The organism is Amycolatopsis sp. NPDC102522 (assembly GCF_055584485.1).
Genome location: NZ_JBVJLY010000018.1, coordinates 82,648 through 103,243 on the forward strand (window position 1 = coordinate 82,648; position 20,596 = coordinate 103,243).

Sequence of the window (20,596 nt, forward strand, 5' to 3'; positions counted from 1 at the left end):
TGATCAGGGACGGATCTCGTGAGTTACGGCTCTGATCACGCGAGTTCCGTGTTCAAGCACGCGAGTTCCGGCTCTGATCACGTGAGTGCGGCGTGGCAGGACAGGGTGTCAGGCCTTCAGTTGCGGGAAGTCCTCCTCGCGGAACTCCCCTGCCGGCCGCTCCGCGGCGTCGTTCTCGCGTCCTCGCAGTTCGACGCGCCGGATCTTGCCGGAGATCGTCTTCGGCAGTTCCGTGAACTCCAGCCGCCGGATTCGCTTGTACGGCGCCAAATGCTCCCGGCAGAAGGCCAGAATGGACACCGCGGTGTCGGCCGTGGGCTCATGCCCGTTCGTGAGGACGACGTACGCCTTCGGCACGGCGAGCCGGATCGGATCGGGCGCGGGAACGACGGCCGCTTCTGCGACGGCGTCGTGTTCCAGCAGGACACTTTCCAGTTCGAAGGGCGAGATCCGGTAGTCCGACGCCTTGAAGACGTCGTCCGTCCGGCCCACGTAGGTGATGTAGCCGCGTTCGTCGATCGAGCCGACGTCCCCGGTGTGGTAGAAACCGTTCGCGAAGGCTGCCGCGGAACGCTCGTCGTCGTCCGCGTACCCGGTCATCAGCCCGACCGGTCGTTTGTCGAGGTCGAGGCAGATCTCGCCCTCCTGCGCGCGCTCGCCGGTGACGGGGTCCACGAGCGCGACGGTGAAGCCGGGCAGCGGACGGCCCATCGAGCCCGGCACGACGTCCTGTCCGGGAGTGTTGGCGATCTGGACGCTGCTCTCGGTCTGCCCGAAACCGTCGCGAATCGTGACGCCCCAAGCCTTTTCGACCTGGTCGATCACTTCGGGGTTGAGCGGTTCGCCCGCGCCGACCACCTTGGACGGCGGCGTCTTCAGCACGGTCAGATCCGCCTGGATGAGCATCCGCCACACCGTCGGCGGAGCGCAGAAACTGGTGATGCCGCACCGTTCCATCTGCGCCATCAAGGAAACCGCGTCGAAACGCGCGTAGTTGAAGAGGAACACTGTCGCTTCGGCGTTCCACGGCGCGAAAACGTTGCTCCACGCGTGTTTCGCCCAGCCCGGCGAGGAGATGTTGAGGTGGACATCGCCCGGTTCGAGGCCGATCCAGTACATCGTGGACAGATGGCCGACGGGGTACGAGACCTGCGTGTGCTGCACCAGTTTCGGCTTCGCGGTGGTGCCCGAGGTGAAGTACAGCAAGAGCGGGTCTTCCGACGGCGTCGGGCCGTCGGGCGTGAAAGTGTCCGCTTCCTCGTAGGCGTCCACGAAGGACCGCCAGCCTTCGACCTGTTCACCCACGGCGATCCGGGTGTAGTCACCCTCGACGTTCTCGAACTTGTGCGCGTCGACGGAGCGGATCACCACGTGTTTCGCCGCGCCCCGCTCGACCCGGTCGGTGAGGTCCGCCGGGCCGAGCAGGGTCGAGGCCGGGATGATGACCGCGCCCAGTTTGATCGCGGCGAGGATCGTCTGCCACAGCTCGCCCTGGTTCCCCAGCATCAGGATCAGCCTGTCGCCCCTCGCGACACCGAGCGAGCGCAGCCAGTTCGCGACCTGATCGGACCGGCGCGCCATCTCCGGATAGGTCCAGCGGTTCTCGATGCCGTCCTCTTCGACGATCCACAGCGCGTACCGGTCCTGATTGGCCGGGTCGGCGGCGACGACGTCGAACCAGTCCAGGGCCCAGTTGAACTCGGTGGGCCGCGGCCAGGTGAAGTCCCGATAGGCGGTCTCGTAGTCCTCGCGATGGGCCTGCAGATAGTCCCGTGCCTCGCGGAACGTGCGGTATGCCTCCGAAGCGCTCACGATCGTCCTCCTGGTCCGCTGGTTGGCCGCCGGTTCTTTCTACTCTCCCTTGAACTCGGGCGCGCGCCGCTCGAGGAAGGACTGCACGGCCTCGCCGAGGTCCTTGCTGGGCAGGAACGCCGCGTTCCAGGCCGAGACGTAGCGCAGGCCCTCCGCGACCTGGCGTTCGGTGTTGGCCGACAGGACGTTCTTGGTGCCGTGCACGACCAGCGGCGGGTTGGTGGCGATCTCCCCCGCCATCTTGCGCGCCTCGGCGAGGACGGTGTCCTGATCCGCGTAGACGTCGTTGACCAGGCCGATCTTCTCCGCGCGGGCGGCGTCGATGTCCTTGCCGGTGTAGGCCAGCTCCCGCAGGTGCCCTTCGCCGATGATCGGCGCGAGCCGCTGCAGGCTGCCGAGGTCGGCCACGATCGCGACCTTGACCTCGCGGACGCTGAACTTCGCGTCGGCGCTCGCGAGGCGGATGTCCGCGGCCGCGATCACGTCGACGCCACCGCCGATGCACCAGCCGGAAATCGCCGCGATGACCGGTTTGCGGCATTCCGCGACCGAGGACACGCTCGCCTGGAGGGTCTTGAGCTCGTCGAGGAACTTCGTCCGCGGGCCCGCGAGCGCGTCGCCGCCGAGCATTTCGCCCCAGCTGGGCATCATCGCGGGCAGATCCAGCCCGTAGGAGAAGTGCTTGCCGCTCCCGGTCAGCACGACCGCCCTGACCTGCGGGTCCGCGTCGAGCGCACGGAAGACGATCGGCAGCTCACGCCAGAAATCGGGGCCCATCGCGTTGCCCTTGGACGGACCGAGCAGCGTCACTTCGGCGACGTGCCCGTCGACCTCCACCTTGAGCGAAACGAGATCGGGAAGACTGTCAGCTGTAGCGGTCATGAGGTCATCTTGACTCATGTGATTGACAGGCTGCCAACGGCCACTGTGCCCGGCCACACCTGAGATGCTTTCCTGGTACCAGCGAGTACTACCGGCGAGTACCGACGATCGACGAAGGACGGTGGGATATGAGCCCGGCCAGCAGTGCCATCGCGGTCGCCGACCTGCCCGCACTCATCCCGGGGCGGCGGCGGGAGCGATCCTCCCGGCCGATCGAGCTTTCGGGGTCCTTCACCCATGAGGGTCACCGGCTCGCCTACACCGAGTTCGGCTCCGGCGACCGGGTGGTCGTACTCACCCACGGCATCATGCTGACCAGGCGGATGCACGCCCCGCTCGCCCGCAGGCTGGCCCGGGCAGGCTTCCGGGCCGTGACCCTCGACCTGCTCGGGCACGGCGACTCCGACCGGCCCACCGACTCGTGGCTGTACTCGATGCCCGCGTTCGCGGAGCAGACAGTCGCGCTGCTCGACCATCTGGACGTCGACGCCGCCGTCATCGGCGGGACGTCGCTGGGCGCCAACGTCGCGCTCGAAGTGGGCGTCTCCGCGCCGGAACGCGCGCTCGGCCTGGTCGTCGAGATGCCGGTGCTGGACAACGCGATCGTCGCCGGGCTGATCACCTTCGCGCCGCTGCTCATGGCCGCCCGGTTCCTGCCGGTGACCGTGCAGGGGGTGGCGCTGGCGGCGAAGCTCGTCCCGCACGGCAACCAGTGGGTCGACGTCGTCACCGACACGCTGTCCCAGCAGCCCGCGCCGATGGCGGCGCTCCTGCACGGCGTGCTCTTCGGCCGGATCGCGCCGCCCAAGTCGATCCGGCGGAAGATCGAGACCCCGGCCCTGGTCATCGGGCACGAGGGCGACCCGATCCACCCCTTCGGCGACGCCGACACCCTGGCCGCGGACATGCCGGCGGCCGAGTTCGTCCAGGCCCGCAGCCCGGTCGAACTGCGCTTCGACCCGAGCCGCCTGACCGACGCCATCGCCGGCTTCGCGGCGCGCTGTCACGACCGCTGACCCGGCGCGCGCCCGGGTGCTACGTCTCGGACAGTGACCACGAGGGCTGAGCCAGCCCCGCCACCGGGCCGAAGACGATCACCGCGGGAGGGCGCACCCCGGCCGCGGCGGCGTCCTCGACCACACTGTCCAAAGTAGAGCGAAGAACCCGCTGCGTGCGCATGGTGCCGTCCTCGACGATCGCCACCGGCGTGTCCCCCGGCCGCCCCGACAGAAGCGCCTTGGTGAACAGCGGAAGGCGCTCGACGCCCATCATCAGCACGATCGTGCCGCGCATCTTCGCCAGCAGATCCCAGTCCACCAGCGACTTCTCGTCGTCCGGCGCGACGTGGCCGGACACCACCACTACCTCGTGGGCGACACCTCGATGGGTCACCGGGACGTCCGCGGCGGCGGGCACGGAGAACGCGCTCGTGATGCCGGGGACCATCGTCACCGGGATGCCGGCTTCGGCGCAGGCCAGGACCTCCTCGAAGCCCCTGCCGAAGAGGTACGGGTCGCCACCCTTGAGCCGCACGACGAACTTGCCCGCCTTGGCCCGGTCGATCAGGGTGGAGTTGATCACTTCCTGGCTGGCGGCGCGGCCGTACGGGATCTTCGCGGCGTCGACGATCTCGACGTGGGGCGAGAGTTCGTCGAGCAGTTCGCGCGGGGCCAGCCTGTCGGCGACGACGACGTCGGCCCTGGCGAGGAGACGGCGGCCGCGGACGGTGATCAGTTCCGGGTCACCGGGGCCACCGCCCACCAGGGCGACGCCGGGCAGTTCGTCGCGGGCGTCCGGGACGCGGCCGTCGGCGACTGTCCCGGCGCGGAGGCCGTCGAGGATGCTGTCCCGGACGGTGGCCGAACGCAGCGGCTCGCCGCCGGAGAGGACACCGACCAGCAGTCCGCCGTGCCTGCCGGAGGCCGGGGTGACGGCGCTGCCGAGGTCTCCGTCGTCGGCGCGGACGCAGAACACCCGAGCGCGCTCGGCCTCGGCGCAGACGGCGGCGTTGACTTCGGGATCGTTCGAGCACGCCAGCGCGTACCAGGCGTCGGTGAGGTCGCCCTCGGCGTAGCGGCGTTCGTGCCAGACGATCTCCCCGGCGTCGGCCATGGCGCTCACCGACGGCGTGGTGTGCGGCGAGACCAGTTCGACCCGCGCGCCGGCGCCGATCAGCCGCGGCAGGCGGCGCTGGGCGACCGACCCGCCACCGATCATCACGACACGACGGCCGGCCAGGTCGAGGCCGGAGAGGTAATGCGGGTCATCCATGCGGGGCAGTGTAAGGATTCAGTGGCCCGGACCGCGATCCGAGTGAGAACTACCTCAGCCCTGGAGCAACGCCAGCAGTTCGGTGTTGCCGAACATCCTGGCCGCGTCGATCGCCGACGGCTCCCCCGCCGTCGCGTCCGCGCCGCCCTTGAGGAGCGCCTTCACGACGTCGGGCTCGTTCTTGAAGACAGCGCCCGCGAGGGGGCTCTGACCACGGTCGTTCTCGCGGTTCGGATCGGCGCCGCGTTCGAGCAGCGCCGTGACGGTCTCCGCGTGACCGTGGTAGGCCGCGAGCATGACCAGCGTGTCGCCCCTGTCGTTGGTCAGGTTCGCCGAAACACCAGCGTCGACGTAGGCGATGATCTCCGCCGTCGACCCCGATCGGGCGAAGCCGAACACCTTCGCCCACAGCTCCAGCAGTTCGGGATCGAATTCCTCGGCCTGTCCGGGGTTCTCCGTCATGGGACCGATTCTTCCACAGGGACCGCGGTCCGGGCGGCGTGTCGCACCGCCCGGACCGGCGGTGTCAGCGGCCCGCGTGGGGATAGGGCAGCAACGCCATCTCACGGGCGTTCTTGATCGCCGTGGCGACCTGCTTCTGCTGCTGGGGCGTCAGCCCGGTGACCCGGCGGGCGCGGATCTTGCCGCGGTCGGAGATGAACTTCCGCAGCAGGTCCGCGTCCTTCCAGTCGACCTCGGTGATCTTGTTGGCGTGCAACAGGTTCGTCTTGCGCTTGACGGGGCGGTCCCGGCTCGGCTTGGCCATCGCGCTCACCAACTCGACTTCGTGACGCCGGGCAGTTCGCCGTTGTGCGCCAGCTGCCGCATCCGGACCCGGGAGAGTCCGAATTTCCGCAGGTAGCCGCGCGGGCGGCCGTCGGCGGTGTCACGGTTGCGGATCCGGGTCGCGCTGGCGTCCCGCGGCATCGCCTGCAGGGCCGAAACAGCCGCCCCCTTCTCCTCGGGCGACGCGGACGGCGAGGCGATGACGGCCTTCAGCGCACGCCGTCGTTCGACGTAGCGGGCGGCGACCACCTTGCGCTGGTCGTTCTTGGCGATCTTGGACTTCTTGGCCATCAGCGCTCCTCCTTGAACTCGACGTGCTTGCGCGCGACCGGGTCGTACTTGCGCAGCACCATGCGGTCCGGGTCGTTCCGGCGGTTCTTCTTCGTGACGTAGGTGTAGCCGGTGCCCGCCGTCGAGCGGAGCTTGATGACCGGCCGGATGTCGGTGCTCCTGGCCATCAGAGCTTCACCCCTTTCGCGCGGAGTTCGGCCACGACGGCCTCGATCCCCCGCTTGTCGATGGTCTTCATGCCCTTCACCGAGACCCGCAGCCGGACCCAGCGCCCTTCGCTCGGCACGAAGTACCGCTTGGCCTGCAGGTTCGGCTCCCAGCGCCGGGACGTGCGCCGATGCGAATGCGACACCTGCTTCCCGTAGCCCGGTTTGCGGCCGGTGACCTGGCACACGGCGGACATACACCCTCCCGAGTTGATATTGGTTGTCGTTTTCATTTACTGTACACAGCCGAACCAGCCCGAAATCGACGCCCCGGAGCTTCAGTGACCGAAAACCCGCGCGTGCCCCTCGTCCTGATCAGTGGCCTCGCACCGGGACCGAACGCCGACCTCGCCGAGCGGCTGCGCACGGCCGAGGCCGGCACCGTCGTCGTGCACCACGACCTGCGGGAGATTCACTCCGGCGTGGTCAGGCGACGGATCCGGCTCGGCGACCGCGACCAGCTGACGGTCCTCGAACTCGCGCACGGCTGTGTCTCCTGCACGCTGCGCGAAGACCTCCTGCCGCTGCTGCGCAAGCTCTCCCAGATGCCGCAGGTGCGGCGCATCGTGGTGCGGCTCGACGAGGCCATGGAGCCCGAGCCGGTCAGCTGGGCGCTGCACCACGTCCTCGTCAGCGAGCGGCCGGTGATCGAGGACGTCGACCTGCAGGCCGTGATGACCGTCGTCGACTGCGCGAACTGGCTGGCCCACAGCACCGGCGACGACACCCTCGCCGAACGGGACCTGCGGGCCAGCCCCGAGGACGAGCGCACGGTCGCCCAGGTCGCGTTGTCCCAGGTCGAGTTCGCCGACCTGCTCGTCCTCGCCGGCTCGGCGACGGATGCCTGGTCCGCGGCGAAGGCGTCCGCGGTGCTCGACCGGGTCGCGCCCTCGATCCCCCGCGTCGAACTGTCCGCGGTGGACGGGACGACCGTCCTCGACACAGTCCCGGCCGACGCCCGGCGCGGCGAGGTCACCGACATGCACGGACCGCTGCTGCGCGGCCAACCGCCGTTGCACACCGATTGCGGCATCGGGCTGCTCACCTTCACCTCGCAGCGCCCGTTCCACCCCGAGCGGCTCCACGACGCGATCGACGTCCTGCTCGACGGTGTCGTCCGCACCCGGGGACGGCTGTGGGTGGCGAGCCAGCCGGACATGGCTCTGTGGATCGAGTCCGCGGGTGGCGGTCTCGGTGTCGGGCACGCCGGGGCGTGGCTCGCCGCCCCCGACGGGCCGGACTGGGCCGACGTCTCCCCCGAGCGCCGCACGCTCGCCTCCCTGCGCTGGGACCCGTTGTTCGGCGACCGCGCGCAAGAACTGGTCGTCGTCACCGATCAGGCCACGCCCGACGAGATCGAGGCCGCCCTGAACGGGGCCCTGCTGACCGAGGAGGAACTCGCCGCCGGTGAACAGGAATGGCTCCGCTACCCGGATCCGTTCGGCGAGTGGCACGAAGAACCGTGTGAAGACACGGAAACCGACCCCGAGAAGCACGACGCGAACGCGTCGAACCGAAAGGACGAAACCCAGTGAAACCCGGAATCCACCCCGACTACCACCCCGTGGTGTTCAAGGACCTCTCCACCGGGGACGCCTTCCTGACGCGGTCCACCGCGACGTCGGAGCAGACCATCGAGTGGAGCGACGGCAACACCTATCCGGTGGTGAACGTCGAGATCAGCTCGTGGTCGCACCCGTTCTGGACCGGCAACCAGCGGATCATGGACAGCGCGGGCCAGGTCGAGAAGTTCCACCGCCGCTACGGCCGCCGGGGAGGTTCGAAGTAATGGCCGTCCCGAAGCGGAAGATGTCGCGCAGCAACACCCGGTCCCGGCGGTCGCAGTGGAAGGCGGCCGTGCCGGATCTGGTGCCGATCAAGGTGAACGGCGAGACGAAACTCGTGCCGCGCAGGCTGATGAAGCACTTCTTTAATGAGCACGGCCATCAGGGTGGAGAGTGACGACGCCGGTCACGGTGCTGTCCGGGTTCCTCGGCGCGGGTAAGACGACCGTGCTCAACCACGTCCTCGCCAACCGCGACGGGCTGCGGGTGGCGGTGATCGTGAACGACATGAGCGAGGTCAACATCGACGCCGCGCTGGTGCGGGACGGGAACAGCCTGTCCCGCACCGAGGAGCGGCTCGTCGAGATGACCAACGGATGCATCTGCTGCACCCTGCGCGACGACCTGCTGGAAGAGGTGTCGCGGCTCTGCGCGGACGGCCGGTTCGACTACCTGCTCATCGAATCGAGCGGGATCTCCGAGCCGATGCCCGTCGCGGCGACGTTCTCTTTCCTGGACTCCGCGCGGCTCGACACGATGGTGACCGTGGTCGACGCGGTGAACTTCGAGCGGGAACTCGCGGCCGGGGACGCGCTGACCGAACGCGGGCTGGACCAGTACGACGGCGACGAGCGGACGGTCAGCGACCTGCTGATGGACCAGATCGAATTCGCGGACGTCCTCTTGCTGAACAAGACGGACCTGGTCCCGGCCAGCTCCCTTGAACGCCTGACGGCGGTGCTGCGGCGGCTCAACCCGGCCGCGGAGGTACTCGTCTCGACACACGGTCAAGCTCCTCTCGACCGGCTGCTCGGCACCGGGCGCTACGACGTCGAACGGGCGCAAGAGGCACCCGGGTGGGTGGCCGAGCTCAACGGCGATCACGTGCCGGAGACGGAGGAGTACGGGATCTCCAGCGTGGTCTTCCGCGCGTCGCTCGCTTTCGATCCGGAGCGGCTGTGGGACTTCCTCGGCAGGCTCGATTCCGGGGAGTTCGGGACGGTGCTGCGGTCGAAGGGGTTCTTCTCGCTGACTTCGCGGCCTGGGGTGACCGGGCTGTGGTCGCAGGCCGGGTCGGTCGCGCGGTTCGAGCCGCAGGGTGTCGAGGAGGCGCCGCGGCAGGAACTCGTGTTCATCGGGGTGGGACTGGAGAAGGACGCGCTGGTGGACTCGCTTCGGGCTTGTCTGGCGAGCGGTTTCGCCGGTGCGGATCCGTTTCCGGAGTGGGAAGCGGTGCACGCTCACTGACTTCACGTACTGGTTCAGGCGATGTGGCGACGGTGCCCGGCCCAGAACGGCGCCCGGAGCGCCCGCTTGTCGACCTTGCCGATCGCCGTCAGGGGCAGCGCCTCGGTGAAGTCCACATCGGACGGTACGAAATGCTCCCGCCCGAAGAACTCCCTGACGTGTGCCCGGACTTCGTCGGCCGACAGCGCTCCTGACGCGACCGGGACCACCACGGCGTGGACCAGCTCGCCGTCGTCGCCCGGCACACCGAACACGGCCACGGCACGGATCAGCGGATGCCGGGCGAGCGCGTTCTCGACCACGGTCGAGTGCACCTTGGTGCCGTGCTCGCCGGTGATGATGACGTCGTTCGCCCGGTCCAGGAGGTAGAGATAGCCTTCGTGGTCGAACCGACCGAGATCACCGGTCCGCAGCCAGCCGTCCCCGATCGGCTCCGCCCCGTGGTAGCCGTCCATCATGGACAGTCCGCGCACCAGGACCTCCCCGTCGTCGATCCGCGCCTCCATACCCGGGACGATCCGGCCCACGGACTCGAGCCGCTCCGGCCGGCCGTCGAGTTCCGCCGCGGAGATGCTCGCGATCATCGGCGCCTCCGTGAGCCCGTATCCCTGCCCGACCACGGGCCCGAACACGTCGAGCGCCTGCGCCAGCCGCCGCGGCGAAAGCGGGGCGGCACCCAGCGAAAGCCCGCGCACACTGCTGACGTCGCACGATGTCATGGCCGGATGATCGAGCACCGCGGCCAGCCGCGCCGGCGTGAGCGACAACGTGGTGATCCGGTGTTCCGCGATCGCGTCCAGCACGGCGCCCGCGTCGAAGCCCCGCGACAGCACCACGCTTTCCCGCCGCAGGATCGCCCCCAGCACGGTGGCGTTGCCGGTCATATGGGTCATCGGCGCGATCAGCAGGGTGCGTCCCGGCCCCGCCGGATCCGGCGCGAAGATATGGGCCATCCCGTCGTAGATCCCGCTGTGCCGGATGAGTTTCGGCGTTCCGGTGGTGCCACCGGAGGGAAAGACGACGGCGACCGACCCCGGCAGCCCCGCCGGGTCGGTACCGTCGCGGTCCACCAGTTCGCCGAGCGTGGTCACCCTCGCGTCGCCGTCAGGCCAGTCCTCCGGGTTCTCTGCCACCAGGGTGGTGACACCGGCCATCTCGACCGCGGCGAGGCGATCCGGCGAACTCGCCGACGCGGCGACGAGCAGAACCGTCGAACCCCGTAGTTGGGCGGCAATCTGCAGGAGGATGGTTTCAGGCCGGTTACCGGCGTCGATGGCGACCACCCCGCCTTCCGGCAGTCCCGCGTACAGCCGGCGTAGCAGTTCGAACGCCTGCCCGTAACCAGTCTCAACACCGTCCTGGACGAACAGCACCTCTTCGCCGCCCGAACGCAGCGCGTCCAGCACCCGGGTCAGAAACAAACTCTCCACCGGCCGGACCCTAACCCAGGCTCACGATCCCGAGCAGCACCCTCCGCCCGACGAAGCGGAATCCTCGTACGAGTCGTGCCAGTTCCACCACTCGTAAGGCGGGCTCTGCGGATACCCCTCCGGCGAGTCTTCCCACTCCTCCTGCCGCCCCAGCGCGGTGATGTCGAGGTAGCTCCACGTGCCGCCCATGACCTCGTCGCCGCGATCCTTGATGAAGTACGTCCGGAACACCTGGTCACCTTCGCGGATGAAGGCGTTGGTGCCGTGCCATTCACCGACACCGTGGTCGACGTCGAAATCGCCGGTGATCGTGTACCACGGCATCGTCCAGCCCATCCGCGCCTTCATCCGCGCGATGTCCGGTTGCGTGCCTCGCGAGGCGAAGGCCAACGTGGTGTCGCGAGCGTTCAGATGCGCGACGTGCGCGACCTGATCGGCCACCAGCGAGCAGCCTTTACAGGCGTGGTCGGGAAAGCCTTCGACGCCGGGATCGAAGAAGGCCCGGTAGACGATCAGCTGGCGGCGCCCCTCGAACAGGTCGAGCAGGCTCATCGTCCCGGACGGGCCATCGAACTCGTAGGGCTTGTTGACCTCGACCCAAGGCATCCGCCGCCGCTCGGCCGCGAGGGCGTCACGGGCACGGGTGAGCTCCTTTTCCTTCACCAGCAGGCGAAGCCGCGCCTCTTCCCATTCGGCCGGGGAGACCGTGTTCATCACGCGGCCTCCGAGGGCAGGACGCTTCGCCGATTCGGCTGCCCCTCACCGGTGGTGATCAGGTCCCGGAGGCTGGTGCCGACGTAGAAGGTCCACGCCTTGCGGCAGACCTCGAAACATTCGTACTCCGGGACCAGTCCGTGGTGGGTGAAGTGCGCTTCGGTCTTGCCGTCCTTCTCGCCGATCTCGAACGTGATCGTGGTGCCGACCCATTCGGTCTCGTCGCTGATGAAGTCGAAGTGGTTCTCGAGGACCAGCCATGAGACCTTGCGGCCCGGCACCGACTCCGTGATCCGCATCCGGCAGCGATGGATCTCCTCGTTGTGGTACTCGAACTCGTCGCCGGTGTGCTCGATCTCCTCCGACCACCACCTCCGGACGTCGGTGAAGGCGTCGAAGACCTGTTGCGGCTTCTGGTCCACGGTGAAACTCGTCGTGAAGCTCATGCTGATCCCTCCAGATGGTCTTTCAGAGCCGCGAGCGGCCCGTCCCAATCGCGGGCGAGCGCGGCGAGGAACTGCTGGGCGACCCGCATCGGGGCCGAGCTCAGCGCGTAGCGGACGCGGCGCCGCTCCCCCTGCTCCGGGGTCACCAGCCCGGCGTCGGTGAGCAGCGCGAGATGTTTGGCGATGGCCTGCCGCGTGATGGGCAGCCGGTCGGCCAGATCGGTCGCCGTGGCGGGGCCGCCCGAGGCCAGGGAGGCGAGGATGCTCCGCCTGCTCGGGTCGGCCAGTGCGACGAAGACCTGTTCGGCGATCGCTTCGATGTCAGGCGGCATCGAGGTATTCGATCAGTTCGCCCAGCTCGGCCGCCCACCCCTTCGTGTTCCCTTCGAACGCGACACTGTGGGCGTCGTCCGGAAGCTGCGAGAAGCCCGTCTCGACGACAGTGAGCCGCGTTCCCGCGCCGGCCGCCGCGAGCGTGAACTCGACGTAGGTGCGGCGAGGGTCGTCCTCGGGCAGGCCGTAGATCTGCCAGGTGAACCCGAAGATCTCCGGCTCCTCGATGCGCTCGACGCGCATGTTCGCCTTGTGCCCTTCCCAGCTCATCTCGGCGGCCCCGCCGGGCCGCAGGTCGATGCTCGCCTCGTTCCCGAACCAGGCGCCGAGCCCCTCTGCGGTGGTCAGCGCGGACCAGACCTTCGCGGGCGGATGGGCGATCTCGACGGTGCGTTCGATGCGGTCGGGGAATCCCATGACATGCTCCTCAAGTAGCAATCAATCGGTTGCTATAACTTTGTATAGCAACCGACTGATTGCGTCAAGGCCGGGTCAGGAAGCCGTGTACAGCGCGCCCAGGAACTCCAGCAGGAGCCGCTCCCGCAACGGGCCCGGCGCGGTGGCCAGCAGGGCGTTGATCTCCGCCATCCGGGTGGGCAGGCCGGTGTCGCCACCGAGACCGGCGGCCGCCAGCAGCCCCGCGAACTGCTCCGGCGTCAAGGTCGCCGGATCCAGCGCGGCGACGAACTCCGCCACCTGCGGATCGATGACGACCGGGCCGGACTCGCGGGCGGCGACGACGGAAGCCGCGAGATCGGTCAGGAACTCCTTCTCACTCCCCCGATTCGCGGCCGTCACGGTCAGGTGCAGGTTCGCGGGCGACGACTCGTGGGCGAACTGCGGCTGGACGTACCACCCGCGTTCACGCATCTCGTCCGCGACGGTGAACAGGTCGAATCCGGCGTCGGCGTCCACAGTGAACGCGAGCAGGGTCGACACCGGGTCGCCGAGGACGCGCAGTCCGTCGATCGCCTCGACACCGGCGCGGATCGCCACCGCCGCCTCGCGGGCGGCCGCGGCCAGCTTCACGTAGCCTTCGTCGCCGACATGACGCACGACCGCCCACGCCGCGGCGAGCGGGCCGCCGGACCGCGTGCTCTGCAGCGTGGTGTTCAGCATCGTGTAGCCGGGCCAGTCCGCGCTGGCGAAGTACTGCGAGCGCCGCAACCCCGCGTCGGCGTGCAGGAGAACCGACACGCCTTTCGGGCAGTAGGCGTACTTGTGCAGATCCACCGAGACACTGGTGACGCCGGGAACGTCGAAGCCGAACGGGCCGAGCCCCAGGTACGGCAGCACCCAGCCGCCGATGCAGGCGTCCACATGGAACCGGACCCCGTCCAGCAGCGCCGCGATCTCCGCGATCGGGTCGAGGACGCCGTGGGCGTACGACGGCGCGCTCGCCACGACGAGCACAGTGCTGTCGTCGACTGCGGCGGCCATCGCCTCGGGAACGGCGCGGAAGGTCACCGGGTCGACCGGCACCGCGACCGCGCGGACACCGAAGAAATGCGCCGCCTTGTGGAACGCGGCGTGCGCGGTCGTGGGCAGCACGATGTTCGGCGAAGCCACTTCGGGACGCGCGTCGCGGGCGGCCAGGACGGCGAGCATGCACGACTCCGTGCCGCCCGAGGTCACCGAACCGACCGTCTCCGCTGTCCCGCCCAGCAGGCGCGCGGCGGTGCCGACGAGATCGTTCTCCATCCTCAGCAGGCTGGGGAACGCCGTCGGGTCGAGGCCGTTGGCCGACGACGCCAGCGCGTGCGCGGCCGCGCCCAGTTCGTCCACTTCGGACAGACCGCTGTCGTAGACGTAGGCGAGCGTCCGGCCGCCGTGCGTCGGCAGGTCCCCCGCGCGCAGTTCCCGCAGCTCCGCCAGGACGTCCTCGGCGGTCATGACCGGCGCTCCAGTACCGACTTCCGCAGCAGCGGGATCCCGAACAGGATCAGCACCGCCGGGAGGATCGACGCGCCGAGCAGGATCGCCGTGAGCGCGCTGTCCGGCTGCGCGGCGCCCGGGCCGAGACTGGACTGGTAGCCACCGAACTGCAGCACCAGACCCCAGATCCCCGGGCCGAGCGCGAGGCCCAGCGTCTCCGACGCCGTCCAGACACCGGCGGCGACACCGGCCCTGGTCTCGCCGGTCCGCTCCTCCTCGTCGCTGATCAGATCCGGCAGGATCGCCAGCGGGAACACCGAGATCCCCGCGTAGCCGACGCCGCAGAAGGCGACGAACACCATCGTGACGGGGAGCGAGAACACTTTGGCGCCCAGCAGGCCGAACAGGCCGATGCCGAACGCGGCGGTGGCGAGCCGGAACCCGACCAGCTTCCCCACACTCGCACCGAGTTTGGGCCACAGCGGCATGGTCAGCAGCGCCGGGCCGACGAAGCCGACGAACAGGAGCGTCGAGTAGCCGGAGCTGCCGAGGATCCGTTCGGCGAAGAACGGGATCGCGGCGAGCACCGTGCCGATGCCGAGCGCCTGCACGAAGTAGACCCCGAGCAGCCAACGGAACGGCCGCCATTGGGCGAGCGTCCGAAGCAGTTCGCGCGGGCTCACCGTGTTCGGCCGCAGTGCGCCGACCGGAGCGTCCTTCAGGCCGAAGTACACACCGAGTGTCGCCAGCAGGATGATCACGGCGATGAACACGCCCATGACGCGGTAGCCCGCGATCCCGCCGACGAATTCGGTGATCGCCGGGGCCCCGCCGCCGCAGATCAGGATGGCGACCGCGAGGAAGCCGATCCGGATGCTGGTCAGCTTCGTGCGTTCGTCGGCGGAGTCGGTCAGCTCGGCGGGCAGCGCGTTGAACGGCACCTGGAAGAACGCGTACGCGGTGGCGCACAACAGGAAGATGACGACGACGTAGATCGCGTCGGGCACCGGGCCGCCGAAGCCCGGGTGCGCGAACAGGGCCGCGAAGAGGATCGAGACACCGATGCCGCCGAAGAGCAGGAACCGGCGCCGGCTGCCGGTGCGGACCATGTCCGCGTCCGACAGCCTGCCCGCGATCGGGTTGAACAGCACGTCCCATGCCTTGGGAACGAACACGATCAAGCCGGCCACGCCCGCCGCGACGCCCATCGTGTCGGTGAGGTACTTCAGGAGGAGCAGGCCGGGGACCGTGCCGAAGGGGCCGGTGACGAACGAGCCGAGCGAGTAGCGGTACCTCGTCCGTGCTGGCAGCGATGCCATGATCCTCCTCGAGGCGATTCTCCCGATGAAGGCCTCAGTATTGGATCTTGGCCACCACCGGGTAGTGGTCGGAAGGAATCGTGCCACCGTCGTAACGCACGAGCTGTACCGGGCCGACAGCGGCGAGTGGACGCCCGCCCGCGCGCACGGCTCCGACGTAGTCCAGCGAGTCACGATAGGTCGCCGGAACGGACTTCGCGGCGTTCGGGTTCGTCGCCGCGTCGAAGGTGTACGCGCCTTCGCCGGTCGTGCGGAGGACGCCGCCGAGGAAGGCTTCGCCCTGCTGAACCTGGGTCCGGCCGAGGGAGTCCTTGCGCGCTTGCCCGGCCCAGTACTCGATGTTCAGGTCACCGGCGATGACGACCGGCTCGGCGGGCGGCGCGTATTTCGTGACCAGGTCACGGATCTCGCCGAGCTGCGCCATCCGGATGTCGTGCGCCTTCGGCAGCGTCTCCGGCCCCTCGTCGGCCTGCATGTGGGTGCCCGCGATCCAGAGCGGTTTCCCGTTCACGACCAGCCGGGCGAGCGCGGCGCCCTTGTTGGACAGGTAGTCCGCGGTGCCCGAGTAGGAGTTGCGGAAGACCAGTTGGTGCTGCTCGGTCACCGGCGCCTTGCTCAGCACGGTGACCCCGCCGTTGACCACGATCGGCGAATTCGAGCAGTTCCCGTTCACCGTGGTCCAGCCCGGTGACGTCTTGCAGTACTGGCCGACGAGCGGCGTCTGGTACGGCCAGACGTCTTTCAGCCGGGTCCGCATTTCCTCCGCCTGGGCGCTGAAAGCCTCGTCCAGGACGACGACGTCGGCGTCGTTCGCGCGGATGACGTCCTCCGCGGCACGGGCCCTGGCCTGCTTGTCCGAGGTGTTCGGGCTGGCGATCCAGGGCAGCTGCCAGATGTTGAACGCCATGACCTTCACCGAGACCGCGGCCTGGGCGGGGACGGCGGTTCCGGCGAACATCGCGGCGGCGATGGCGAGCACGGCGAGTTTCCGCACGAAAGACCCTTCCGGTGTCAGGAGACGACGAACGTCCGCGAGGTACCGCTGAAGGCGGAGATCGCCCCGTTCCAGCCGTTCTTCCAGTTGCCGAAGTGGACCACGCGGTATTTGCCGATGGGGGCGTTCGCGGGGACCTTCCAGTGGACGACGGCTTTCGATTCGGCGACGAAGGTCCGTGCCCAGTGGTACTTGGTGTCCCAGTCGCCGTCGTCGGCGTGGCGTACCCACTTGCCGTCGACGAGCCGCTGGATCTCCAGGAACGTGCCGCCGCGGCGGAGGTCGTTCTTCGGATGCCCGGTGACGAACTCGACCGCGACCTGTTCGCCGCGCGCGTAGGTGCTCTTCGCGTCGGCCAAGACGTCGCCGAAGTTCTTGAACGCGGGCGCGCTGTCGAAGACGACCCCGGGCTGGAAGTTGATCAGCTTGCCGCGCAGGTCCCGTGGCGTCGGACCGTGCGGGACAGTCCGGCCTGCCTTCATCGCGGCCGCGAGTTTGGCGAATTCCTGCTGGTAGGCCGGAAGCGTGTACCGGCCGTACAGCGTCGACGCGCCTTCGTACTGCTGCGAGTCGTACTCCTCGGGCGTGGTGACGTACTGGCTGTAGGCGTTGGAGTAGCCCTGGACGAGCACGTTCTCCAGCGGCACGCCGAGTTCGGCGGCGACGGTCCGGCGCAGGCGCAGCCCGGAGACGATCGTCAGCTCGGCGGGTACGGCCACGAGGTGCAGCTGTCCGATCCGGACGATCTGAAGCGGCAGGACCTCAGGTGTCCACGGGTACGGCTTCATCGCTCCGAACGGGACGGCGACCACCTTCGGCGCCTGCGCGTCGGCGAGCGCCTGCGGGATCGGCGCGTCGATGCCGCCGAGCCAGTCGATGAACGGGTTCTTCACGCCTTCCGGGAGCGGCAAGCCGGGGCCGTCCTCGCGGCTGCCCGCCAGCATCGACACCCCGATCGCGGCGGTGCAGGTGTGCTGCGGCCGTCCGTTCGGCGTGTACTTCGCGTCGACCGCGACGTCGGACATGTCCACGTAACACATCCGGTGGTCGACGCCGCCTGTCACGGCTTCGGCGGCCGCGTCGAAGGCGCTCTTCGCCGCGCGGAACTGGAGGTCGCCGATGGTGCGGGTGTTCTCGAACTCCGTCTCCGGCGTTCCCGGCGAGAGATTCAGGTTCGGGCTCATGTCGCCGGTGTTGGTCTGCGGGAATGCGGCGACGAACCGCGGATTCCCGTCGAGGTAGCGCACGCCGGCGTGGTCGTGCTCCCACTCGTAGGCGGCGTAACCCTTGTTGTCGCCGCTGATCAGGTGGTTGCCGTTGCTCATCGACGTCCCGTGCGTGGCGAACCAGCTGATCGCGCCGACGTCGACGCCGTTCTGGCTGAACCGAAGCACCGTGACGGCCGGGTCGATCGCCTGCGGGAAATGGTCCTTGTCGGCCTGCGGGTTCAGGTCGAAAGCCTTGCGAGAACGGTTGACGCTCGCCTTGGTCAGCTCCGCACGGCCGAGCCGGATCGACCCGGGCGCGAGGTTCGCGTGCGCCCGGCTGATGGCCTCGAAGATCCCGCCGACGACGGCGTCGTAGACCTCCTGCTGAAACCCGAGGATCGCCAGATCGTAGGCGGCGTAGTGGGAATCGCCGCCGCACGCGGAGTGGGTGTGCGTGGCGTTGAGGAGCACGTTCTGCTCGGTGTAGAGATCGCCGTACGCGGCTTGGAGCTTGCGCAGGACGCCCTGGTGGACGGACTGGAACAGGGCGCCGAGGTCGGCGGTGACGAAGGCGATCCGCTTGACGCCGTCGTCGACCACGAAGGCCCGTGCCCGGGTGCGGAGGTGGATGCCGGCGGTCTGCTGCTGCGGCATGGAGTAGCCCATCATGCCGTTCTCGGCGGCCGGGCCGGTGACGTCGGAGATACCCGCGCCGACCCGGAAACCCTGCTGCGAGCCGGTTTCCGCCTGCGCGTGCTGGGCGCCGAGCACGCCTGCCACGACCGGCAAAGCCGCCGCACCTGCGAGAACCCGCCTCCGGCTCACCGTCATGAGTCGCACCTCCCGGCCACGAACATGAACCGACTTCATGTTCGTGGCCGGGACGCTACGTGATGGGCCTCACCCTCGCAACCCGCGAAAGGCTCGGGCCGCACGAGCCGGAAATGTCATGAAAGGGTCGTTCAGGACGAAATATGTCCTGAACGACCCTTTCATGACACCGGCGGGCTCTCGGCTGCTCCAGCTACGAAAGCGTCTCCGCGACCTTCGTGAGCGTCGCGGCGTCGCCCCGCAGGAGCAGCGTGGTCACGACGGTCTCGTCCCACGCGTCGAGTTCGTCGCGGATCTTCTCCGCCGGCCCGATCAGCGAGGTGTCCTCGACCAGCGACGTCGGGATCGCGGCGGTCGCCTCGTCCTTGCGGCCGGCCAGGTACAGCTCCTGGACCTTGTCGGCGACGTCCTCGTACCCCATCCGGGCGAAGACGTCGTGGTGGAAGTTGACCGATTTCGCGCCCATGCCGCCGATGTAGAGCGCCAGCGACGGTTTGATCCAGCTCGCGGCCTCCTCGACGTCGTCGTGGACGAGCACCGGGACGGACGCGGCGACCTCGAAGTCGCCGAAGCCGCGCCTGGCGCCGGGGCGCGAGAAGCCCTCTTGTAGCGCCGTCCGATAGAAAGCGTCGCTCTTGGGCGAGAAGAACAGCGGCAGCCAGCCGTCGCAGATCTCCGCCGACAGCGCCACGTTCTTCGGCCCCTCGGCGGCGAGGAAGATCGGGATCTCCTTGCGGAACGGGTGCACTGTGGACTTCAGCGCCTTCCCCAGTCCCGTCCCGCCTTGCAGCGGCAGCTGGAAATGCTGCCCGTCGTGGGTCACCGGCGCCTCACGCGCGACGACCTTCCGCACGATGTCGACGTACTCGCGGGTGCGGGCCAGCGGCTTCGGATACGGCTGCCCGTACCAGCCCTCGACCACCTGCGGCCCGGACGCGCCGAGCCCGAGCACGAAGCGGCCGCCGGACAGGTGGTCCAGGGTCAGCGCGTGCATGGCTGTCGCGGTCGGGGTCCGCGCCGACATCTGGACGATGTTGGTGCCGAGCTTGATCCGGCTCGTCGACGCGCCCCACCAGGCGAGCGGGGTGAACGCGTCCGAACCGTAGCCCTCGGCGGTCCACACGGAATCGAAGCCGAGTTCTTCGGCGCGCAAGACCGCGTCCAGCGCGCCCTCGGGCGGACCGGCCGACCAGTAACCGAGGTGGTAACCAAGCTTCATCGAGGCTCCTCGTCAGACGTTCGGTGAGTAGTGCTCGGGTTTGCCCCGCTCCGAAAGCGGCGGAAGGTTCCTCGCCGGAGTCTCGACCAACGGCGCGTCCGCGGCCAGTTCGCCACGCTCACGACGCCAGCCCGCCCTGGCGCGAGGATGGTAGCGACGGTCTCGCGGGACCAGGCTGAACGCCGCGTTGATCAGTTTCCCGGTCCGCCGGTGCCGCCGCTCGTCACGTTCGGTCCAGGTGTAGCCGAGCCGTTCGCGGATCGGCGGGTCGTACAACCCGACGGTCAGCCAGACGAAGTTCCGCGCCACCTGCCCGCGCACGAGCTTCCAAGCGAAGTCCGGCAGCCACGGCAGGAAATGAGGCTTCGGGAGATCCTTGATGTCGAGGACGTCGCGCGTGGCCTTGTTGTCCTCCAAGACGTCCTCGCACATGCGCTTCCAGTACAGCTGGAAGTCCTCCCACGACTCCGGCACCGGGCGCATGCTCATGCCGTACATCTCGTACCACTGCACGTGCTCGTCGAACAGTTTCCGCTTCTCGGCCTCGCCGATCCCGCCGACGAAGTTGTCGGCGATGAGGATGGCGCTCATGAAGAACGTCGAGTGCGCCCAGTAGAAGGTGTCCGGGTTGAGCGCGTGATAGCGCCGCCCGTGTTTGTCGATGCCCTTGATCCGATCGTGGTAGCCGCGCACTTCGAGCGCTGTCTGCTGGGCGCGCGGGCCGTCGTAGATGACTCCCCCGATCGGGTACAGCGAGCGGAACAGCCGCTGCCAGCGCTCCTCGAAGAACCGCGAGTGTTCCTCGACGCCCGCACCCAGTTCAGGGTGCATGTTCTGCATGGAGCCGGCCCAGAGCGCGATGAGCAGCCCACGCCAGTCGCCGAAGTACTTCCAGGTCAGCGAATCCGGTCCGAGCGGCCGCGGCTGTGTCATCCCCGGTCTCCTCA

The 20,596-nt window shown here is 68.8% G+C and carries 24 protein-coding genes; 5 read left to right on the top strand and 19 right to left on the bottom strand.

The window, feature by feature from the left end:
• Nucleotides 1-108: 108 nt before the first annotated feature.
• Both ACZ6YV_RS32120 and ACZ6YV_RS32125 read right to left on the bottom strand, forming a co-directional pair.
• Nucleotides 109-1,812: an AMP-binding protein gene (locus ACZ6YV_RS32120; protein WP_465513181.1), complete on the bottom strand. Its 1,704-nt coding sequence runs from the start codon at nt 1,810-1,812 to the stop codon at nt 109-111.
• A gap of 39 nt (nt 1,813-1,851) precedes the next feature.
• A complete protein-coding gene (locus ACZ6YV_RS32125) occupies nt 1,852-2,694 on the bottom strand; it encodes a crotonase/enoyl-CoA hydratase family protein (RefSeq protein WP_465513182.1) in 843 nt (280 codons plus the stop codon).
• Between the two features lie 128 nt (nt 2,695-2,822).
• Between ACZ6YV_RS32125 and ACZ6YV_RS32130 the strand changes: the two genes are divergently transcribed.
• Nucleotides 2,823-3,710 carry an alpha/beta fold hydrolase gene (locus tag ACZ6YV_RS32130; protein ID WP_465513183.1) on the top strand — a complete coding sequence of 296 codons (888 nt, stop codon included), beginning with the start codon at nt 2,823-2,825 and terminating at the stop codon, nt 3,708-3,710.
• Between the two features lie 19 nt (nt 3,711-3,729).
• On the opposite strand, the gene cobA is transcribed toward ACZ6YV_RS32130, so the two are convergent.
• The 6 genes from cobA to rpmB all read right to left on the bottom strand — a co-directional run bounded on the left by cobA (nt 3,730) and on the right by rpmB (nt 6,445).
• Complete coding sequence (gene cobA, locus ACZ6YV_RS32135; protein WP_465513184.1) at nt 3,730-4,965, bottom strand: uroporphyrinogen-III C-methyltransferase; 1,236 nt, start codon at nt 4,963-4,965, stop codon at nt 3,730-3,732.
• A 54-nt stretch (nt 4,966-5,019) separates the two neighbouring features.
• Nucleotides 5,020-5,427 carry an ankyrin repeat domain-containing protein gene (locus ACZ6YV_RS32140; RefSeq protein WP_378236896.1) on the bottom strand — a complete coding sequence of 136 codons (408 nt, stop codon included), beginning with the start codon at nt 5,425-5,427 and terminating at the stop codon, nt 5,020-5,022.
• A gap of 64 nt (nt 5,428-5,491) precedes the next feature.
• Complete coding sequence (rpsR, locus tag ACZ6YV_RS32145; RefSeq protein ID WP_465513185.1) at nt 5,492-5,740, bottom strand: 30S ribosomal protein S18; 249 nt, start codon at nt 5,738-5,740, stop codon at nt 5,492-5,494.
• Nucleotides 5,737-6,042 (bottom strand): 30S ribosomal protein S14, encoded by a 306-nt coding sequence (gene rpsN, locus ACZ6YV_RS32150; RefSeq protein WP_465513186.1) that lies wholly within the window; start codon nt 6,040-6,042, stop codon nt 5,737-5,739. Before rpsN ends, rpsR begins: the two co-directional genes overlap by 4 nt.
• A complete protein-coding gene (gene rpmG, locus ACZ6YV_RS32155) occupies nt 6,042-6,209 on the bottom strand; it encodes a 50S ribosomal protein L33 (RefSeq protein ID WP_378236899.1) in 168 nt (55 codons plus the stop codon). The genes rpsN and rpmG overlap by 1 nt, the downstream gene beginning before the upstream one ends.
• Nucleotides 6,209-6,445: a 50S ribosomal protein L28 gene (gene rpmB / locus ACZ6YV_RS32160; protein ID WP_005149951.1), complete on the bottom strand. Its 237-nt coding sequence runs from the start codon at nt 6,443-6,445 to the stop codon at nt 6,209-6,211. The genes rpmG and rpmB overlap by 1 nt, the downstream gene beginning before the upstream one ends.
• A gap of 84 nt (nt 6,446-6,529) precedes the next feature.
• On the opposite strand from rpmB, the gene mrf reads away from it, so the two are divergent.
• Genes mrf through ACZ6YV_RS32180 form a run of 4 tightly spaced genes read left to right on the top strand, consistent with a single transcriptional unit; the run spans nt 6,530 to nt 9,280 of the window.
• Entirely contained in the window at nt 6,530-7,783 is a 1,254-nt protein-coding gene (gene mrf / locus ACZ6YV_RS32165) for a ribosome hibernation factor-recruiting GTPase MRF (RefSeq protein WP_465513187.1), read from the top strand.
• Complete coding sequence (locus ACZ6YV_RS32170) at nt 7,780-8,037, top strand: type B 50S ribosomal protein L31 (RefSeq protein WP_020635049.1); 258 nt, start codon at nt 7,780-7,782, stop codon at nt 8,035-8,037. The genes mrf and ACZ6YV_RS32170 overlap by 4 nt, the downstream gene beginning before the upstream one ends.
• Nucleotides 8,037-8,210 (top strand): 50S ribosomal protein L32, encoded by a 174-nt coding sequence (gene rpmF / locus ACZ6YV_RS32175; RefSeq protein WP_465513188.1) that lies wholly within the window; start codon nt 8,037-8,039, stop codon nt 8,208-8,210. The genes ACZ6YV_RS32170 and rpmF overlap by 1 nt, the downstream gene beginning before the upstream one ends.
• The gene (locus ACZ6YV_RS32180; RefSeq protein WP_465513189.1) at nt 8,207-9,280 is read left to right on the top strand and encodes a GTP-binding protein; all 1,074 of its coding nucleotides are present in this window, start codon (nt 8,207-8,209) and stop codon (nt 9,278-9,280) included. Before rpmF ends, ACZ6YV_RS32180 begins: the two co-directional genes overlap by 4 nt.
• Before the next feature lie 14 nt (nt 9,281-9,294).
• Here the strand turns inward: ACZ6YV_RS32180 and ACZ6YV_RS32185 are convergent, their stop codons facing one another.
• The 11 genes from ACZ6YV_RS32185 to ACZ6YV_RS32235 all read right to left on the bottom strand — a co-directional run bounded on the left by ACZ6YV_RS32185 (nt 9,295) and on the right by ACZ6YV_RS32235 (nt 20,582).
• Nucleotides 9,295-10,710 (bottom strand): AMP-binding protein, encoded by a 1,416-nt coding sequence (locus tag ACZ6YV_RS32185; protein WP_465513190.1) that lies wholly within the window; start codon nt 10,708-10,710, stop codon nt 9,295-9,297.
• A 21-nt stretch (nt 10,711-10,731) separates the two neighbouring features.
• The gene (locus tag ACZ6YV_RS32190; protein WP_465513191.1) at nt 10,732-11,424 is read right to left on the bottom strand and encodes a DUF899 domain-containing protein; all 693 of its coding nucleotides are present in this window, start codon (nt 11,422-11,424) and stop codon (nt 10,732-10,734) included.
• Nucleotides 11,424-11,870 (bottom strand): SRPBCC family protein, encoded by a 447-nt coding sequence (locus ACZ6YV_RS32195; protein ID WP_465513192.1) that lies wholly within the window; start codon nt 11,868-11,870, stop codon nt 11,424-11,426. The genes ACZ6YV_RS32190 and ACZ6YV_RS32195 overlap by 1 nt, the downstream gene beginning before the upstream one ends.
• Nucleotides 11,867-12,202, bottom strand: coding sequence for an ArsR/SmtB family transcription factor (locus ACZ6YV_RS32200; RefSeq protein ID WP_465513193.1), 336 nt, complete (start codon nt 12,200-12,202; stop codon nt 11,867-11,869). The genes ACZ6YV_RS32195 and ACZ6YV_RS32200 overlap by 4 nt, the downstream gene beginning before the upstream one ends.
• A complete protein-coding gene (locus ACZ6YV_RS32205) occupies nt 12,192-12,620 on the bottom strand; it encodes an SRPBCC domain-containing protein (RefSeq protein WP_465513194.1) in 429 nt (142 codons plus the stop codon). The genes ACZ6YV_RS32200 and ACZ6YV_RS32205 overlap by 11 nt, the downstream gene beginning before the upstream one ends.
• Before the next feature lie 75 nt (nt 12,621-12,695).
• Nucleotides 12,696-14,096: a pyridoxal phosphate-dependent decarboxylase family protein gene (locus ACZ6YV_RS32210; protein ID WP_465513195.1), complete on the bottom strand. Its 1,401-nt coding sequence runs from the start codon at nt 14,094-14,096 to the stop codon at nt 12,696-12,698.
• Nucleotides 14,093-15,397: an MFS transporter gene (locus ACZ6YV_RS32215; RefSeq protein WP_465513196.1), complete on the bottom strand. Its 1,305-nt coding sequence runs from the start codon at nt 15,395-15,397 to the stop codon at nt 14,093-14,095. The genes ACZ6YV_RS32210 and ACZ6YV_RS32215 overlap by 4 nt, the downstream gene beginning before the upstream one ends.
• Before the next feature lie 34 nt (nt 15,398-15,431).
• Entirely contained in the window at nt 15,432-16,391 is a 960-nt protein-coding gene (locus ACZ6YV_RS32220; RefSeq protein WP_465513197.1) for a sphingomyelin phosphodiesterase, read from the bottom strand.
• A 17-nt stretch (nt 16,392-16,408) separates the two neighbouring features.
• Nucleotides 16,409-18,430, bottom strand: a complete 2,022-nt coding sequence (locus ACZ6YV_RS32225) for a neutral/alkaline ceramidase (protein ID WP_465513198.1) — start codon at nt 18,428-18,430, stop codon at nt 16,409-16,411.
• A gap of 193 nt (nt 18,431-18,623) precedes the next feature.
• Nucleotides 18,624-19,649 (bottom strand): LLM class F420-dependent oxidoreductase, encoded by a 1,026-nt coding sequence (locus tag ACZ6YV_RS32230; RefSeq protein ID WP_465513199.1) that lies wholly within the window; start codon nt 19,647-19,649, stop codon nt 18,624-18,626.
• Nucleotides 19,650-19,661: 12 nt separating this feature from the next.
• Nucleotides 19,662-20,582, bottom strand: coding sequence for an oxygenase MpaB family protein (locus ACZ6YV_RS32235; protein ID WP_465513200.1), 921 nt, complete (start codon nt 20,580-20,582; stop codon nt 19,662-19,664).
• Nucleotides 20,583-20,596: the final 14 nt, after the last annotated feature.

What these genes read in the sequence shown, in the direction of transcription:
- ACZ6YV_RS32125 (WP_465513182.1), bottom strand. Translation starts at nt 2,694, where the DNA reads ATGACCGCTACAGCTGACAGTCTTCCCGATCTCGTTTCGCTCAAGGTG.
- ACZ6YV_RS32130 (WP_465513183.1), top strand. Translation starts at nt 2,823, where the DNA reads ATGAGCCCGGCCAGCAGTGCCATCGCGGTCGCCGACCTGCCCGCACTC.
- cobA (WP_465513184.1), bottom strand. Translation starts at nt 4,965, where the DNA reads ATGGATGACCCGCATTACCTCTCCGGCCTCGACCTGGCCGGCCGTCGT.
- ACZ6YV_RS32140 (WP_378236896.1), bottom strand. Translation starts at nt 5,427, where the DNA reads ATGACGGAGAACCCCGGACAGGCCGAGGAATTCGATCCCGAACTGCTG.
- rpsN (WP_465513186.1), bottom strand. Translation starts at nt 6,042, where the DNA reads ATGGCCAAGAAGTCCAAGATCGCCAAGAACGACCAGCGCAAGGTGGTC.
- rpmG (WP_378236899.1), bottom strand. Translation starts at nt 6,209, where the DNA reads ATGGCCAGGAGCACCGACATCCGGCCGGTCATCAAGCTCCGCTCGACG.
- rpmB (WP_005149951.1), bottom strand. Translation starts at nt 6,445, where the DNA reads ATGTCCGCCGTGTGCCAGGTCACCGGCCGCAAACCGGGCTACGGGAAG.
- rpmF (WP_465513188.1), top strand. Translation starts at nt 8,037, where the DNA reads ATGGCCGTCCCGAAGCGGAAGATGTCGCGCAGCAACACCCGGTCCCGG.
- ACZ6YV_RS32190 (WP_465513191.1), bottom strand. Translation starts at nt 11,424, where the DNA reads ATGAACACGGTCTCCCCGGCCGAATGGGAAGAGGCGCGGCTTCGCCTG.
- ACZ6YV_RS32195 (WP_465513192.1), bottom strand. Translation starts at nt 11,870, where the DNA reads ATGAGCTTCACGACGAGTTTCACCGTGGACCAGAAGCCGCAACAGGTC.
- ACZ6YV_RS32200 (WP_465513193.1), bottom strand. Translation starts at nt 12,202, where the DNA reads ATGCCGCCTGACATCGAAGCGATCGCCGAACAGGTCTTCGTCGCACTG.
- ACZ6YV_RS32205 (WP_465513194.1), bottom strand. Translation starts at nt 12,620, where the DNA reads ATGGGATTCCCCGACCGCATCGAACGCACCGTCGAGATCGCCCATCCG.
- ACZ6YV_RS32210 (WP_465513195.1), bottom strand. Translation starts at nt 14,096, where the DNA reads ATGACCGCCGAGGACGTCCTGGCGGAGCTGCGGGAACTGCGCGCGGGG.
- ACZ6YV_RS32215 (WP_465513196.1), bottom strand. Translation starts at nt 15,397, where the DNA reads ATGGCATCGCTGCCAGCACGGACGAGGTACCGCTACTCGCTCGGCTCG.
- ACZ6YV_RS32225 (WP_465513198.1), bottom strand. Translation starts at nt 18,430, where the DNA reads ATGACGGTGAGCCGGAGGCGGGTTCTCGCAGGTGCGGCGGCTTTGCCG.
- ACZ6YV_RS32230 (WP_465513199.1), bottom strand. Translation starts at nt 19,649, where the DNA reads ATGAAGCTTGGTTACCACCTCGGTTACTGGTCGGCCGGTCCGCCCGAG.
- ACZ6YV_RS32235 (WP_465513200.1), bottom strand. Translation starts at nt 20,582, where the DNA reads ATGACACAGCCGCGGCCGCTCGGACCGGATTCGCTGACCTGGAAGTAC.